We start from the raw sequence: 15,599 nt of genomic DNA, 5'->3' as shown, positions 1-15,599 counted from the left end.
CAACAAAAAACTGTTCTTCGGTCAAAAAAATTTCGCCGAAGCAACTTTTCCCGGAGACGACACCCATGAGCAAACCGAAAGTCATCGTGACCATCGCGCCAACGGGCGGCATGGCGAGCAAGAAGCAGAATCCGCACTTGCCCACGCAACCGGACGAAATCGCGCGCGACGTGTACGACTGCTTCAACGCGGGCGCGAGCGTCGTGGCGATCCACGCGCGCCGGCCCGACGACGGCGCGACCTGCAATCCCGCGATCTATCGCGACATCAACGCCCGCATTCGCGCGCAATGCGACATCGTCATCAACAACTCGACGGGTGGCGGCGTGCACGGCGACATGATCGCGCAGGCGCCCAACGGCTATTGGGAGATTCTCTGGGAGGAACGGCTGAAGGGACTCGAAGCGGGCGCAGAAATGTGCACGCTCGACGCGACCACCATCATTGCGAGTTTCGATGACAAGGAACTGCTCATGCATACATCGCCGCAGCGCTCGAAGCAGCTCGCGGCAGAAATGAAAAAGCGCGGCATCAAACCCGAGTGGGAAGTTTTCAGCCCGACGCATATCGCGCAGGACGTGGCGACGCTCACGGCCGCCGGTTTCGACACGGAACCGTTCTTCGTCAACATCGTGCTGGGCGCGCATCGTGGCTTTCAGAACGCCATGCCGTATACGCCGCGCGTCTTGCAGTCGATGGTGGATCTACTGCCGAAAGGCAGTATCTTTTGCGTGAGTGGCATTGGCCCGGCGCAACTGCCTTCGGCGATGAATTCGCTCCTGCTTGGCGGCCACGTGCGCGTGGGTCTCGAAGACAATCTGTACTACGGTCCCGGCGAACTCGCCACGAACGTGCAACTCACCGAGCGCATCGTGCGGCTCGTACGCGAGATGGGTTACGAGCCGGCCACGCCGGCGGAGGCTCGCGACATCATCGGCTTGAGACCAGGCTCTCATTTGCATCTCTGATCGCAAATGTCGGCATAGGCGCCTTAGATATAGATCCGGAAAATTCGCAGGAACCCGATTTATCGGTGCTCAGTCCGCTCATCGCTCCGACTAATGGTCCGTCCGGTTTGTGTGGAGATCTAACTCCGCCTTTCTCTCCCTTGACACCGTCGATCACGAGATGTCGTTCGGTAAGCGCCATTCGTATTCGCTCAGACAGGGGCATTCGGACGTCTGCTTCGCTCTAATATAAGACGTTCGGCTGTAACGATGTGACTGGCCGCAAAGGGTCGGCCTGCGTCCATCGGCGCTTCAAATTCATCGCCACGAAGCGGTCACTCATGCTCCGCTCCCCGAAAACGGCCGGTCGTCAACGCGTACTTCCGACCCTTTGGCGTCATTCGGGGCAGCAAGCCCGCAACGACCGCTTTCCGGTTTCGAACGGGCATCGACGCGTCAGCCTCTCGTCATGTTTGCGCGACCCGTCCAGTGGTTCGCTCCACACCTTGGAGCCCGGTCGTCCGATCCGGGAGGATGTCCTGCCGAAAATGACGGAATCCTCCCACAGACACGCTCGCTCATCTCACTACGGTACAGCAGTCACCCGAGTCGTCTGACAGCGGTGAACATTTACGCCAAGAGATAGCGATGCTTTTCGATGAACTGTTCGGGCGTCATCAGAGGCCGACCGACGATCTCCGCCGCGCTCTTGTCGACGCCCGCAAGCAGTTGCTCCTGCTGATCGATCTTGACCGCCTTGAAATGGGCCGCAAATGAAGGATCGCCGTCCATGCCAAGGGTCTTTACAAATTCGTCCGGCGACACCTGCTCGAAGCGAATCTCTTTTCCGAGCGTCTTCGCGAGAATGCCCGTGAGTTCGATGTGGCTGACTTCAACCGAACCTGTGACCGGAATCACTACACTACCGAACGCTTCGGGATTCTCAAGAATCTTTACAACCACTCGTGCGATATCAACTGCGGCAATGGGCACGAAGCGGCTCTCAGGATCGAACGGTGTCAGGTAGCGGCCAGCGCGGATCTCGGCGGCTGCGTATAACATCCATTCGGCAAAGAAGTTGACTCGAAGATGGGCCGCCGGAATGCCCGAGCGGTTGAGGATCTGCTCGGAAAGCCAGTGACTCATCGTTGCCGGGCTGCGTGCGTGAGAGCGCGACTGTCGTTGCGACATGTACACGATCTGCTTCACGCTGTGCTCGCTTGCGGCCTGGGCAAGAATCGCCGTAGCCTCCACCGCACCTTGTGTCAGTGGGTAGCAGAAGTAGACGCCGTCAACACCCTTCATCGCGCGACGGACATCTTCGATCTTCAGCATGTCACCGGTCACGATGTCCGCGCCCAGTTCCTTCAGCACATCGGAACGGCTATCTTCACGGCGAACGAAAGCCGCAACCTTGTGACCGTTTTCCAGCAGGAGGCGTACGGTAGGAACGCCTGTCGAGCCAGTGGAACCTGTGACGAGAAACTTCTTCATATAGACCTCCAGAGACTAAGGAAATGCGGCCAAAACTTGCATGTCGTGCCCGCGCGCCCAAGCAGTACGATCATCATGTTATGGGGCGAATACATGCGCGGAACGCGCGAAGCTTGAAATGCAGCCATCAAACATGATGATCATCATGCTTTCGTTTGCGAAGCATGATGGCTATACTGCTTCCCGTCAACTCATTTTTGTTCGGCTTTCGGAGGACCTATGCGCTACCCACCAGAAGAGACGGCCGAGAAGCATGCCCGCATCTTGGAACAGGCATCCATTTTGTTTCGCGAACACGGATTTTCCGGGGTCAGCCTCAGCGAAATCATGAAAGCGACCGGCCTTACACACGGCGCCTTTTACCATCACTTCGAGTCAAAAGAAGATCTGATCGCGAAGAGCATCGAAGACACATCGGCCAAGGCTCTCGAGTCCATGAGAGAAGGCGTGGCTCGCGGTGAGCCGAGGACTCAATATGTCGACGGATATCTCACCGAACAACACCGCGACGACAGGGGCAACGGATGCATGATGGCAGGATTGGCTAGCGAGATTGCGCGTGAACCCGCGGCTCAACCCGCCTTCACACAACATGTCGAAGGCATGCTCAAAGGCTTCACTGAGCCTCGTGCAATGACAAAAAAGAAGTGTGCTCGTCGCGATGCGATTCATACACTTTCAAGCATCGTCGGAGCCCTCATTTTGGCTCGCGCGGTTGATGACCCGAAACTGTCAGAAGAGATTCTTCGTGAAACACGAGCAGCTCTGGATTAACGCGCGTCTATCGGGTGATGTCGCTTGATCATGTGATTGTCGTTCTAGCGCTGTCGTCACAGGAGCGCAACGAGACTTTGAACGCACTAGGTGAGGGTCTTTTTCAAGCGTATCACGGCTTGCCGCCTCGATTCCTCGGAAAAAGTCGCAGACGAAAAAAAGCCGACCGCGAAGGGTCGGCTAAATGATTCTGCCCATTTCCGAGGGCCGTGGCAGAACCTGAGAGACCGAATCAGGATAGCGGCACTCGCCTGGCCGCAAACAGTCGATCAGAGACCGTAAGCGGCGTCTTTTCTGGCCGCCGGCGAGCGCTAGTCGCGGCAAGGGCATACGGGACTGCGATTTGACGGGCGGGGGGTCAACAGCCGGACTGACAACGCAGGTCGAGGCGGCAAGCGGGGGGCGATAAAGCCTGTCCTCCGGGTTCCTGTCTGCCTGACCGACGAACCAGACGACGACGGCAAGGGTTACGTTGGCCCATGAGTCCCGGACCAATGCGTAAGTTTGCCGACTGTGGGATCGTGTCCGGCCAAAACGCGCCGTTCGGCTTACGCCTCGATTCCGTCTAGCAGCCGTGTCATCGTTGCGGCGTTGCGTTGCGCGACGTCGCGATAGCAGTTGTTGAACAGGACGTGCGTACGCCCTACACGCCGTGCGATTTGCGCGATCGATGGCGCAAGTTCACGCAATTCCGGATCACTGTATTCGTAGTTAAACCGCTCGGCTGCCGACTCGGCGCCACTCCATGTCGACGCGTTGCGGCCATGCAGTCGCACGATCGCCAGCTCAGGCGACGTCGCCTCCCACACAGAGTGCGCGCGCTTTGCCACACCTTCCGGCGCGTCGACGATGACGTGGACGATCCCGCGCTCCCGCTCCATTGCCAGCGTCGACTCACGGTGCTTCTCGCCAAACCAGCTTTCGTGCCGGAACTCGAATGCCGTCAAAAAGGGATGCATGCGCTCAGCACAGTGTTCAACGTGCGCCCTGGCTTTCGGCACCGCGGTCACCCAGTGAGGAAACTGGAAAAGCACTGAGCCAAGCTTGCCGGCCGCGTGTAGCGGCTGCAGCGCCTCGAAGAAGCGCGCCCACAACTCATCGAGCACCGCCGACGGGATGTCCTTGTAGTAGAGGTTCTTCTTGCCGGTGACTGGCAGATCTGCCTGCAGATCCTTCGGGAAAAATCGCGGCTCCGTCTGGTGGCCGGTGAACAGCCGGAAAGCCTTCACGTCAAAGACGAAACCCGCAGGCGTGCGCTCGACCCATAGCGCGCTGTTCGTAGCGCTCGGCATCGCGTAATAAGACGAATCGACTTCAACGAGCGGGAAAACGCTCGCGTAGTACCGCAGGCGCGCCTCAGCGCTAGTGCAGCCGGGAGGGTAGAAGGCTCCGGACTCAATCAGCGTCCTGTCAGTCCAGGAAGCGGTGCCCACCAGAATCGACATGCCAGTCTCCGTTGAGATCGGAGCGACCATTCTGCCACGGTCGTGCCTGCACTAAATGCAGATCACGGGAGCCGTTTGCACGTCGCCTCCTCCGGCCGCCAGGGGACCCATTGCCTCTCGCGGTGCGTTACGGCTTTTTGCCCCACCATGAACGTTTTCCGGTTTCCGGGGGCGTCGTACCCGGTCCAGAGGACGACCCAGATGCGTCACGATCGCTTTCAGTGGTGAGCGCAAGATGGCTCTTGAGGAACGGCGAACGGCCGGCAAGAATAAGCAGGATCATGCCGCCCAGCCTACGTGCAAAATCATCATCGAGCCGGTTATCAAAGTCTTCGAGCGGCACATCGACGCTGGTGCTTTTCTCGATGGCTGCCGCCACCAGATCTTGCGGAACATGGTGATACGAAATGGCCTTTGCGTCCTCATCGAATAGCGTGATCACGCACGTCTTGCGCTTGGCTTCCATTAGTAACCCCTGCACTGTTGATAACGCTCAAACGCCCGCTGCGAGCAGGCCAGAAAATACGCGGGATTTTTATACATGGCTCTGGCAGCATTGCATGTTTCCATGTCGAGTTCGTACTGCGCATGGCACTCGGCCTCGTCGTCTTCGCTCACGCCTCGCGCGGCCAGTTCCATCACATCCCCGCTATTCGCCGCGTTGCTGGCAAAGGCGAGCGGCGGCGACTGCTTCAGCCCGCTCCCCGCTGACCCAGAGATTGCGCTTGGCGTCGGGGTCGAAGCTTCAGGGTTAGGCGCATACACATGGGCCGTGGCCCGCTGCACGACTGGGTCTGCCGGCGAGCCGTCCATCGACATTGACATTGTGCTTTGCGAAGCGATGAGCCGCGGCAATGGATTGCATCGGCAAAGACAGAGATCATCACTCAGTGCGGTTTGTCTGCCATCGGGACCTGCCTTTGGCCAGCGGGGGCCATCACACAGAATCTTGCCAGTGCTGTGGCATGCAGGGCGGCTCACCGCGTCGCCTTCAAACGCGAGAGGCAAGCCATCACAGTGCATGACGGCCGAGCCTTCGGTTACCGTGCCGCCCGCGGTGGTGCTGTCGCCTTTACGTATGTAGTAACGCTTGACCATGCGCGCCTCATTTTCATCGGACGAAAGCGCATGGTACGACCGGAATCGGCATCCGCAAAGGGGAACTCCAACCGGGTTCCCGGTTAGGCCCCCAGGGACCGTCAGCACATTCATGCCCATCATCCGGGCCGCGGCCGCTGACATTCGGTCTGAAACCAGTAGTCGATGAGGCGCTGTGCCGCTTGCAGGTCATCGGGGGAGTACGGATCGTCATGCCATGGCGACGGAGCATAGCCCGCTTTCATGAGCGCGGCCGGTTCACTCTGGTGCTGCGCCATGGTCGGGGGCGCATTCGACTTCGGCGCCGAGAGTTCACGGCATTCTGTCGCGTTAGATAAGGGCGGTTATACGGCATGCCGCGGGCCGCGCAGCCGAGCAGATAGGTCGAAGCGAACATTGCCGCCACGACTGTGCATCGTCTGGTCATATCGCCGCCCTCCCGGCACCGCGAACCTGGCCCCGGGCCTGGACAGATCAACGGCCTGCCCGGCTGCACCGTTCCCTCGACGCAGGCCTCCGGGCGTTCCACGGCGTCGCTATTTGTCGCCGCTGCCAAGCTCGCTGTGCTTGTGCGAATGCGTCGCGCCGTGGACCAGTTCATAGTGCGCGCCCTTGCCCGAGCGGGTCGGCGGAAAATGCTCGCCTTCGACGCACGTCACCTCGAATTCCGGCCCGTCGCCGCCCTCCTTCACCACTTTGTAGATCCCGGACGTCTTAACGATCTCGCCTGGCTTATGCTGGTCTGCCATTTCTGCCTCTCCTTTTGATGGATTGATCCGTCCTGTCAAGCAAGTGGCGCGCCCGTCTTTCACAGGAACGCCATCTGCTGAATGTGGCCACTTGCCGGCCCACAGACGAGTGCTAATCTGTTTTCATGGCCCTGCGCTCAAGCGCCGCCTTTTCTTCTGTTCATCGGGAGACGCCCATGGCTGCCCGTTCAATCGCATCGCTGTCGCTTTCTTTTGGACTGGTGTCCATCCCTGTGCGGTTGTATTCGGCGACCTCAGCGTCCGAGACAATCAGCTTCAATCTGCTCGCTCCGGACGGCTCCCGCGTGCAGCAGCAGTACGTGTCGAAAGCCACGGGAAAGGTGGTCGAGCGCGTCGAAATGCAGAAAGGCTATGAGTTCGAGAAAGACAAGTTCGTCGTTTTCACAAAGGACGAACTGAAGGCGCTCGAGGAAAGCCCCAGTCACATCGTTGAGATTCTGGCTTTTCTGCCTGACCGGTCGATCGACCCCATCTACTACGACAAGGCGTACTTCGTCGCGCCCGACAAACGGGGCGGCAAACCCTACTGTCTGCTGAAGAAGGCCCTTCTGGCGAGCAAGCGATGTGCACTTGCGTCATGGAACTGGAAGGCCAAGACCCATATGGTGCAGGTGCGGGCAACCGACGACGGACTCATCCTTCAGCAACTGCTGTGGGGCGATGCCGTTCGCTCACTCAAGGACGTGGACATCGAGGACGCGCCCATCACCGAGAATGAATTGCAGCTTGCCCTCAAGATCATCGAGCAGGGCGAAACCGAGCGCTATGAGCCGGAAAAATACGAGGATAAGGAAAAGAAGCGCGTGCTCGAAGCGATCGACGCGAAGATCGAGGGCAAGCAGGTTGTGACGCCGCAGGAAGATGCGGCCGCCGACAGCGGCCAGGTGATCGACCTGATGGAAGCGTTGCGCGCAAGCCTGGCGAGAAACGCAAAGCGCACCGCATCGCCTTCGCGCGCAAAGTCACCGGCCGCTGTCGCCGAGCTCCCCGCGAAGCCACGCAAGACGGTGAAGCGGGCGGAAAAAATTGAAGAGCCCGTGGCCGCGCCCACTAAAACGCGGGCACGGCGGTGACGGGCCGCTCGACCGTGCACACCTTTTCGCTACGGGAAGTGCAATCGCTTCTCGGGGTCTCGCGCCGCGCGCTGCGGACCCTGGTCGACGCCGGCTTTGTGCAGCCGTCGCACGGCGCGCGTAACGATCTGCGCTTCACCTTCCGTGATGTGGTGCTGCTGCGCACGGCGTTGAAACTGCGCGGTTCGCGGATACCGCCTCGACGAATTCTCAAGGCGCTCTCACGAATCAGGGATCAGTTGCCCGATGCCGCGCCCCTAACGGGCGTGCGCATTACGGCAGTTGGCGACGCGGTGGCCGTGACGACGGATGACGCGCAGTGGGATGCCGTCTCTGGCCAGCTGCTTCTGGACTTCGAAATCGCGGAAGTGAAAGGCGACGTGACGTTTCTCGACAATGCGCCGGCCAGCGTGAGTGCACGGAGGAAACAGGCCGAAGACTGGTATTCGCTTGCCGAGCAGTTGCAGGCGACCGACGCAGTCGGCGCAGAGGCCGCGTACCGCAAGGCGATTGAGCTTTCGCCGGAGCCTGACTTCCACGCCTACAACAACCTTGGCGCCCTGCTTGCGAGCGATCGCGATCGCTGCGCACACGCTCTCGAAGTGTTCGATGAAGCGCTGCAACATTTCCAGGACGCCGAACTACTGCACGCAAATCGCGCGGTGCTCTTGGAAGAAGCCGGCCACCTTGAAGAGGCCGCCGCCAGCTACCTGCACTGCGTTGAGATCAACGGAAAGAACGACCAGGCGGCACTGAACCACGCTGTATTGCTTGAGCAGCTAGGAAGAGTTGAGGAGGCTATGGCGGCCTACGCGCGCTGCCTCGAAATCAACCCGGCCAACGAGGAAGCCTTGCGCCACCTCACGCGACTCCACGAGCAGAACGGCGATTCGCAGGCCGTTATCCGTCATCTAAGCGCATGGCGACGCTTCAACGGCTGACAAATCGCGGACACCCCGCCGCACCGATGCCACCGCGTCGGGCAATAATCGGCCAGCTACGGCCACCGGACATCGCTGGCCAGATCGTTGACAGGTCCGTCGCTCGGCAAAGGTACAGGTTGACGGCGACCGAGATGGGGTGCCGGGTCCGCGTCAAGCAATGCTGAGGATTAAAACCCGGGCGCTGGCCGCCAATGGATAGATGGCGGAAATGGTTTTCCGTTTAGGAAGGCTAGAAATATTTCCACTACCTGGTCCGACATGAACCATTCATCCGACCGCATGGGAATGTTGCCAGCGCCGAACACTAAAATCGTGCCGTCTGGACGCACTGGACTGGGCTTGTCATGGAAGGCCCTCCGCCGCCTTTCGCCGTCAATTTCGATATGCTCAACCATGCAGGAGATGCCACCACCTGCAACCTGCACATAATTTCCGGCGTCATCTGTCAACGACGCATAGGAGGACGGTCCATAACTTCGCAACGACTTAATCGCGCGGTTGATTTGAGCCGGCGTGGGCGCTGCGATGCCCTCTTTACCCTGAATGTCGAATTTCATTGGCCGATTTACTTCGATACTAGTGGAGCACGGATGGCATCGTACCAGCGCACTAGCCGAATACGTTGAACGGCCGCTATCGGCAATTCCGAAGGGCCGTTCAGGGTCGCGTGTCGTCGGTCCAGACCCCGGGAGACCAAGCCGTCGATGCGATTTGCATGAGGCAGTGGGCGGCCGAGGCCGTGTGAAAACGCGCGCTGAATGCAGCCTCCCGAAAAATCGACCGTTCAGATCGCGCTGTATTGGCTTGGTAGCCGCTCGCGAAGGGTAAGGCGACACCCGAAAACCGAGTACTCTCGCGTTTTCACACGCCCTCGACCCAAAAGCGCCATTCGACAGCGATTCATGGATTCGTGACAATCTGCTTTCTTACATTGGAACTATCGCTGCCGAGGTGATATGCGCGTCAACGTCTCAGTCTCCGATTGCACCGCCCAGTACCAAACAATCGCACTGATTTTGGTCTCGATGTTTTGTTTTGCGGTCGTCGATGCACTAGGCAAAGCGGTAGCCCTCGACTATCCCGCTAACGAAGTGACTTTCTTCCGGATGCTGTTCGGCGTTGTGCCGGCCGTTCTCGTCACTTTCCGTGGTGGTTCGCTTGTCGCTCGGATTCGAGCGATCGACCTTCGCGGACAGACAACCCGCGCACTCACGCTTCTCGGTGCCTCCGGACTCTTTTTCGCTGGCTTGCCGTATCTGCCATTGAGCGAAGCAGTGGCGATTGTCTATTCGGAGGCAATTTTTGTTGTCCTCCTCGCTCCCATTTTGCTCGGCGAACGCTTACTGGTGCGAAATGCCGTCGCCGCGTTTGTCGGCTTTGTCGGGGTCCTTCTAGTGGTCCGACCTCAGGGCAGCTTGTCCAATCTCATCGGCCCGGGTCTGCTGCTGCTGAGCGCTTTATGTGGTGCTCTTTCCATGATTCAGATTCGCAAGCTCAAGGCTGGCGACGACTCAAGCATCACGGTGCTCTTTTTCACGGCGTTCGGAACTGCCGTTACCAGCGTTTCTTTATTCTTTGCCTGGCGGACGCCGACGCTTAAAGACCTGCTGATCATGGCACTGCTGGCGCTATTTGCGACAGCCGGCCAGCTTTTGTTCACGGTGGCGGTTAGACGAGATAGTGCTGCGAAACTGGCTCCCTACACTTACACAAGCATCATCTGGGCAACGCTTTTCGGCTTCTTGGTGTGGGGCGAGACGTTAGGCCTCGTGCCAGTCATTGGAATAGCCGCGATTGTCGGCAGCTCTATCGCTGTTGCCGTTCGCGAGCAGCCACCTGAGGGACCGGCGGTCTAGCAACGAAGCTCTTAGGCGGACATTGGACCTGCTCGAGTCAATCGATCCCGGTCGGCCAATTCCGGCCGTTCGACGGTCTTAGGTAATTCGTCGACAATTTCACGTGGGCGGTTCGGCGGCGCAGTGCCGTCGGGAACAACATGCGACGTCATCCGTCTGCGTCTGCGGCTCCCCTTGGCTCAAGTTTTCGTTGCAACGGCCGTTAGGGCAAGGTATTGGTTTGTGTCGACGTCGCGTTTCCGCTTTAGGGCGTGCCGCGCCTGAGACATCGATTAACAGAGCGGCGACGGCCAATCTTCCACGCGCGTGATTGCGGACTTGGGACGTTTGGCGAAACGCTCACTCACCTTGGCCAAATCTCATTCCCTGTCAAACAAGGCATGCGTAACCTTCTTTTGCTGCTCATTCTATCGACCACTCTAAACTGCCTGTGCACTGTTGCGGCATTTGCGCAAGGCACCGACATGACGGAAGAAGAATTGAGTCGAATGACAGGCGTCGATCCACTCTGGGTGCACATCACCCCGTGTCTCGCGAGATCAACAATTGAGCAGAGTCTGGCGAGACAGCGTGCGGACGGCGTGACTCTGGACCAGATACGCGAGCAATTGTCCGATCAGGTGGCGAGTAGTCCTGATTTCAACAAATTCCTAGCCAATTTCTATAGGCTCGGAGAGGGCGAGATTTCCGACGAAATTCGACAATCGCACGTTGCCTGTGTCGCAAACATAATCGGAGCCTCTCAGGATCGGGTTGACGCATGTTACGTACGTAACTACGCCCCGTTTCTTCAATTGCTGTTCGGCCCGAATCCACGGGCGGCGAATCAACTCACCACAAGAACCGCGTACGTCGGATGTCTGAAAGACGCGCAAGCGAGCAAATCATGATAAGGGAACGTGATTCGATGCATGGCTTCGTTTGTGGTGGCTGTGGTCAATACCAGGACAGACTACCGATGTGCTTCATGCTTCGTGCTTAGCGCGAAATGAGCGCTGCATCGGTGCGGCTACTGTCTTGGCGTCTCCGGTCGGGCCACAACCGGTCGTTCGACATACCGGCGTGAATCGTCGACAATCCGGTGAAACGCCTTCGCTTGCGACCGAAATCAGGCCGATGGAACCTTGCGAGATCCAGTTTACCGCTGACAACCTTTGTCATTGGGCTGGCATGGGCGACCATGTGCCGACTCCGCCTGATCGCAGCTATGAGGTCACTCTGCGATATCAGGGCGAACCTCCGCACGGGGATTCATATCACGTTGTAGATGTGGCCGGTCGCCGGTTTCCGGGCTATGCGTGGGGTTGCATGTTCTCTATGTCGGACTGCTCGAACTTCATTGCCTTCAGTTGGATGGAGAGAAAATTCGAAAGACTGACGACAATTGTCGATGTGAGACATTCCCGATACTTTGTTTTGCCGCGATACATCTACAATCCGCGCATCGAATGGCCCTCAATTCTGGATGTGAAGACACCTGCGCAGGCGCCCTTTTCGTTCGTTGGCTCCGAAACGTGGAGGATTTTTTGACATTCACCACGGCAATTGCCATCTGAATACCTTCGCGCACCTCTCCGATAACTGAACTCAGTCGAATGACGCACTCTGACAGCGGCCACAACCAAAAAATCGTCGTCACACGCGACAGCGTTGCAGCCGGAGACGATATTGACGCTCCTCACCGCTTGGAGTTTGGTATTTCAAGCGATCGGGCAATCGCTGACATTCTTCGATACGTTTCGCAATTGAGCTACCTACCCTCAGTAGTCGGCGCGAAAGCGACTTGGTCTGCCGTGTCGGGGCGTCCACTCGCCGTCATTGCACAGCAATGGCCCGCCCCTAAACCGCTAAGTGTGTTGCCCATTGCATTTTCGGACCTTGACTCTCGTTCCGACCGGCTATATTTGCACTTCAACTACCACGCGCAAGTCGATCCCGACATCGTATTCAATGTGCTCGATCGGCTGCGCCTGAAATCGTTCTGACTGCGTGATTTCTGGAGAATGAGGTTTGGACTTCACCTTTCAACCTCGATGGAAGGAGGAATTAGTCTGCACCTGTACGCTGGGCGAATTCGTCCTTGAGATGCCGATGGGCGTTCCCTCCGTGTACATTCCCACGGAATCCGCTTGGCAGAACCTAGCGCCGACATGGGCGCGTCCGTATTGGAACTTGGTCTACGTCCAATTGGTGGCGTGGTGCGCGAACCACGGATTTCCGCTGCATGTGGATAGCTCGGCGAGTATTTTCGTGACGTAGCGCCCGCGTTTCTTGACCGTTATGACAAACACCGAACTGTTAAGCAAAATTGACGAAGCGCTGTCAGTCATTGAACCTATGCTGACTTCAATGTGGCCGAACGTTCAGAGTATTCACCGTCAACTGATATGGTGCCGCGCTCAAATCTCCGGTGAGCCGTCGGAGCCTAAGCAGGGGCCGCTTACGATGGGGCTGATTGCGACCCGGGAATTTGACATGTGGGGAGACAAGCCAGAACTCGCAGCTCTGATCAACCAAATACAACGCGCCGTCGAGTAAAGTGAATGACTGCTTTTGGCGCTCGCGACGGACCGCTCAGGGTCGACCAGAGCCGACCGTCGTCGGGCTCAGTTGGGTGAAGTGGGAAGGGTGGCGACGATTTCGCGTACTCATCCAGTCCCACAGCAACGTGTTCCGCTCAATGTTCCACCTGCCAGCGCAGCACCGGATGCGTGGCGCCAGCCGGCATCACCCACGCGCCGTCGTTGCCGAAGTTCCAGCCCACGAAGCTCTTCGGGTCACTCATCTGCGCAGTGGTCAGCCCGTTCGAGGCGGGTAGATTGCCGCCATTTTCCGTCTGCGGTGTCGATTCGGTATTCCAGTACACGTCGCTGCCAAGTCCAGCGCAAGATACGCAGACGGTGCCTCGCCGGGTTGAATAGACTGCGCCTGTTGCGAACGCTTCCGATATCGTTCCACTGTTGTTGTGTACAAGCCCTCCCGAACTGCCGCGCGACGCAACGGCGTACACGGTGCCGGTAGCATACGACTGCGATATCGTTCCCTGATTGTCATAGACCAGACCGCCGCCGCCGCTGCCGTGCTCGACCCTCGCACTGCTGCCGGAACGGCCGATCGTTCCATAGTTGGTGCCAACGAGGCCGCCCATATCCGTCGACGAAAAATTAGACTGCGGGCCGATGTAGCCCGACGTGAACGTATTCATGATTGTGCCGTGATTGCCCATGGCAAGAATGCCGGCGAACCCTCCTGAGCGCAGTGCAAAACCCGCTGACGCATTGAGGAGATTGACGTCCCTAACGACCGCGTTCGCGGCAATATCGCTCATGAACGAGATGTCAGGTTTCAGATGCGACACGCTATGCCACATGCCGTCAAACTGTCCTGTGAAAGAAGTGTTGCTCGCGTAGCCCAGCGTCTTGAACGCGTAACCCGTCGCGTCGATGTCGTGGCCGAGCGCGTAGTTGCCGCTCATATCGCTTTCGATGTTCTGCAGATCCTGCACCGTATTGACCAGCTTGTAGCCTGTGATCTGCGTAACCAGTCCACTGTAGTCAGGCGCCACCCACGCACTGTTCGCGAGCAGGGCGCCGGGCGAATAACTGCCGTTCATGTCGTAAAGCGCGCTGACCGTGCCGGTGCTCTGCGACCAGTCGATCGTGCCATTGTTCGTGATGCTGCCGCCATTGTTCACGCTCGCTGCGTCCGCGCGCAGTGTCAGCGCGCCGCTGCCCTGGTTGCTCAACGTGACGCCCGGACTGACCGTCAGGCTATGTGCCGCGTTCAGCGCGAGCGATGCGCCACCGGTCCACTGAATGCTCTGATCCGCGACGAGGTCACCGCTCTGGCCGTTGGCGCCTGTGGTCGTCATCGAAATGGATGTGCCGTCGTTGAGGCTGCGCGTGAAAGAACGCGACGCGCCGTTGTCGAACGTGTACGCGGGCAGGGTGACGTTCCACTGACCCGCGACCACTTTCGCAAAGTCGCCCCAGAACGTGAAGAGCCCGGTGTCCATATCGACGGTGCCCCCTTTGCCGTCGGCGTTTTTCGCGGCGATGTTGCCCGCGAGAATCACCTGTCCTTTCGGACCCGCGACGAGCCACACGTGACCGTCGCGCACCGCGGTGCCGGTCGCGCGTAGCACGTCGGCGTTGCCGGCCAACGCATAGATGTTGCCGTCCACGGCCTGCAGGTTCACCTGCGCCGCTTCAATCGCGCCCGTGTTGACGATCGCGCCACCGCTCGCGGTCTGCACGAACATCTGCGGCGAGCTGGACGAGTCCTGCAACAGCACCTTGTTGCCCACCGCGATCTCGGCGGTGCCGTTCGGCGCACTGATGTTGCCGTAGTTGTCGACTTCACTCGCGGCGATCAGCAGCACGTCGCCGTTCGTCGAGCCGATGTTGCCGAGATTCACCACGCGTTGCGGCGACTGGCCCGAAAACGTGAGCGGGCCGCCGGCCATGAACGACGCGTTGTCGGTGTCGAGTGTGGAGGCAACGAAGCGACCGCCCGTCGTGACCACGCCTTGCGGTCCGACCACTATGCCTTGCGGATTGATCAGGTAGACGCTGCCGGTTGCATTCAGCTTGCCGAGGATCATCGACGGCGTGCCGCCTGTCACGCGATTGAGCGTCGCGCCGTTGCCGTTGTTGATGTTGACGGTGTTGTTCCGGCCAATCGAAAAGCGATTCCAGTCGATCACTCCGCGCGTTGAGCCCGGCTGGGTGACCGTGAGCGTATCGCCGGACGTGGCAATGGAGCCGTTGCCGCTCACATAGGCGCCGCCTTGCGGCAGGATGCCAGCCGCGACCGCCGGCGCGGCGCACGAAAGACCGAGAAGGGAGACGATGACCGAGACAGAAGGCAGCCTGCGCGCATAGTGGGGCGCACGCAGTGTCAATGCATTGAGCGACATCGTTTCCTCTCCTGTAAAAGGATTGGGATGCCACTCGGCCCAGCAGGGTGTTTGCCGGTGTGGCCTTCAAAGCATAGACATAAGTGGACCACTTAACTAACAAAAAACCTTCAGCGTTTTGCGACGGCATTCACTTCTTTCGCGCCGTCGCGGTGGGCTTCAGGGATCGGTGAGGTTAATCGATGCGCAGTGCATGGCAGCGTAGCCAACAGCCCGTCGTAACGTCTGGCGCTGGTCGGCCAAGAACGGCCGCTGGACGTCATAGCGAGGATCGTCGACA

Annotated in this window: 15 protein-coding genes and 1 pseudogene; 8 read left to right on the top strand and 8 right to left on the bottom strand. The window is 58.9% G+C overall.

Translation table 11 applies throughout. The features are described 5' to 3' along the window. Positions 1-65: 65 nt before the first annotated feature. Positions 66-968: a beta-keto acid cleavage family enzyme gene (locus CUJ91_RS33355; protein ID WP_006050640.1), complete on the top strand. Its 903-nt coding sequence runs from the start codon at positions 66-68 to the stop codon at positions 966-968. A 609-nt stretch (positions 969-1,577) separates the two neighbouring features. Here the strand turns inward: CUJ91_RS33355 and CUJ91_RS33350 are convergent. Next, positions 1,578-2,441 (bottom strand): NmrA family NAD(P)-binding protein, encoded by an 864-nt coding sequence (locus CUJ91_RS33350; protein ID WP_114158411.1) that lies wholly within the window; start codon positions 2,439-2,441, stop codon positions 1,578-1,580. Between the two features lie 219 nt (positions 2,442-2,660). On the opposite strand from CUJ91_RS33350, the gene CUJ91_RS33345 reads away from it, so the two are divergent. Continuing rightward, entirely contained in the window at positions 2,661-3,215 is a 555-nt protein-coding gene (locus tag CUJ91_RS33345) for a TetR/AcrR family transcriptional regulator (RefSeq protein WP_114158410.1), read from the top strand. Between the two features lie 548 nt (positions 3,216-3,763). Here CUJ91_RS33345 and CUJ91_RS33340 read toward each other — a convergent pair. The 5 genes and pseudogenes from CUJ91_RS33340 to CUJ91_RS33320 form a co-directional block, all read right to left on the bottom strand. Beyond that, positions 3,764-4,660: a DUF72 domain-containing protein gene (locus CUJ91_RS33340; protein ID WP_114158409.1), complete on the bottom strand. Its 897-nt coding sequence runs from the start codon at positions 4,658-4,660 to the stop codon at positions 3,764-3,766. Between the two features lie 127 nt (positions 4,661-4,787). Further along, complete coding sequence (locus CUJ91_RS33335) at positions 4,788-5,126, bottom strand: hypothetical protein (protein WP_114158408.1); 339 nt, start codon at positions 5,124-5,126, stop codon at positions 4,788-4,790. Next, on the bottom strand, positions 5,126-5,758 hold the full coding sequence (locus tag CUJ91_RS35245) for a PAAR domain-containing protein (RefSeq protein ID WP_341868942.1): 633 nt from the start codon (positions 5,756-5,758) through the stop codon (positions 5,126-5,128). Before CUJ91_RS35245 ends, CUJ91_RS33335 begins: the two co-directional genes overlap by 1 nt. 119 nt (positions 5,759-5,877) lie before the next feature. Then, positions 5,878-6,185, bottom strand: a pseudogene (locus CUJ91_RS35050) (DUF4148 domain-containing protein). A 109-nt stretch (positions 6,186-6,294) separates the two neighbouring features. After that, positions 6,295-6,507: a hypothetical protein gene (locus tag CUJ91_RS33320; RefSeq protein WP_027780548.1), complete on the bottom strand. Its 213-nt coding sequence runs from the start codon at positions 6,505-6,507 to the stop codon at positions 6,295-6,297. Positions 6,508-6,683: 176 nt separating this feature from the next. Between CUJ91_RS33320 and ku the strand changes: the two genes are divergently transcribed. Both ku and CUJ91_RS33310 read left to right on the top strand, forming a co-directional pair. Continuing rightward, positions 6,684-7,601 (top strand): non-homologous end joining protein Ku, encoded by a 918-nt coding sequence (ku, locus tag CUJ91_RS33315; protein WP_114158407.1) that lies wholly within the window; start codon positions 6,684-6,686, stop codon positions 7,599-7,601. Beyond that, positions 7,598-8,542, top strand: coding sequence for a MerR family transcriptional regulator (locus CUJ91_RS33310; RefSeq protein WP_114158406.1), 945 nt, complete (start codon positions 7,598-7,600; stop codon positions 8,540-8,542). Before ku ends, CUJ91_RS33310 begins: the two co-directional genes overlap by 4 nt. A gap of 170 nt (positions 8,543-8,712) precedes the next feature. Here CUJ91_RS33310 and CUJ91_RS33305 read toward each other — a convergent pair whose 3' ends face one another. Beyond that, on the bottom strand, positions 8,713-9,102 hold the full coding sequence (locus CUJ91_RS33305) for a hypothetical protein (protein WP_114158405.1): 390 nt from the start codon (positions 9,100-9,102) through the stop codon (positions 8,713-8,715). 399 nt (positions 9,103-9,501) lie between these two features. Between CUJ91_RS33305 and CUJ91_RS33300 the strand changes: the two genes are divergently transcribed. From CUJ91_RS33300 to CUJ91_RS35330, 4 genes are all read left to right on the top strand, one after another. Beyond that, the gene (locus CUJ91_RS33300; protein ID WP_114158404.1) at positions 9,502-10,401 is read left to right on the top strand and encodes a DMT family transporter; all 900 of its coding nucleotides are present in this window, start codon (positions 9,502-9,504) and stop codon (positions 10,399-10,401) included. Positions 10,402-10,865: 464 nt separating this feature from the next. Beyond that, entirely contained in the window at positions 10,866-11,291 is a 426-nt protein-coding gene (locus CUJ91_RS33295) for a hypothetical protein (protein WP_114158403.1), read from the top strand. A gap of 705 nt (positions 11,292-11,996) precedes the next feature. Continuing rightward, on the top strand, positions 11,997-12,386 hold the full coding sequence (locus CUJ91_RS34070) for a hypothetical protein (protein ID WP_153067666.1): 390 nt from the start codon (positions 11,997-11,999) through the stop codon (positions 12,384-12,386). 295 nt (positions 12,387-12,681) lie between these two features. Then, a complete protein-coding gene (locus tag CUJ91_RS35330) occupies positions 12,682-12,939 on the top strand; it encodes an immunity protein Tsi6 family protein (RefSeq protein WP_107707624.1) in 258 nt (85 codons plus the stop codon). 139 nt (positions 12,940-13,078) lie between these two features. On the opposite strand, the gene CUJ91_RS33280 is transcribed toward CUJ91_RS35330, so the two are convergent. Then, positions 13,079-15,319 (bottom strand): two-partner secretion domain-containing protein, encoded by a 2,241-nt coding sequence (locus CUJ91_RS33280; RefSeq protein ID WP_114158401.1) that lies wholly within the window; start codon positions 15,317-15,319, stop codon positions 13,079-13,081. Positions 15,320-15,599 lie beyond the last annotated feature (280 nt).

Origin of the sequence: Paraburkholderia graminis, assembly GCF_003330785.1 — a bacterium.
GTDB lineage: Bacteria > Pseudomonadota > Gammaproteobacteria > Burkholderiales > Burkholderiaceae > Paraburkholderia > Paraburkholderia graminis.
This window is presented reverse-complemented; position numbering and strand designations above follow the sequence as displayed.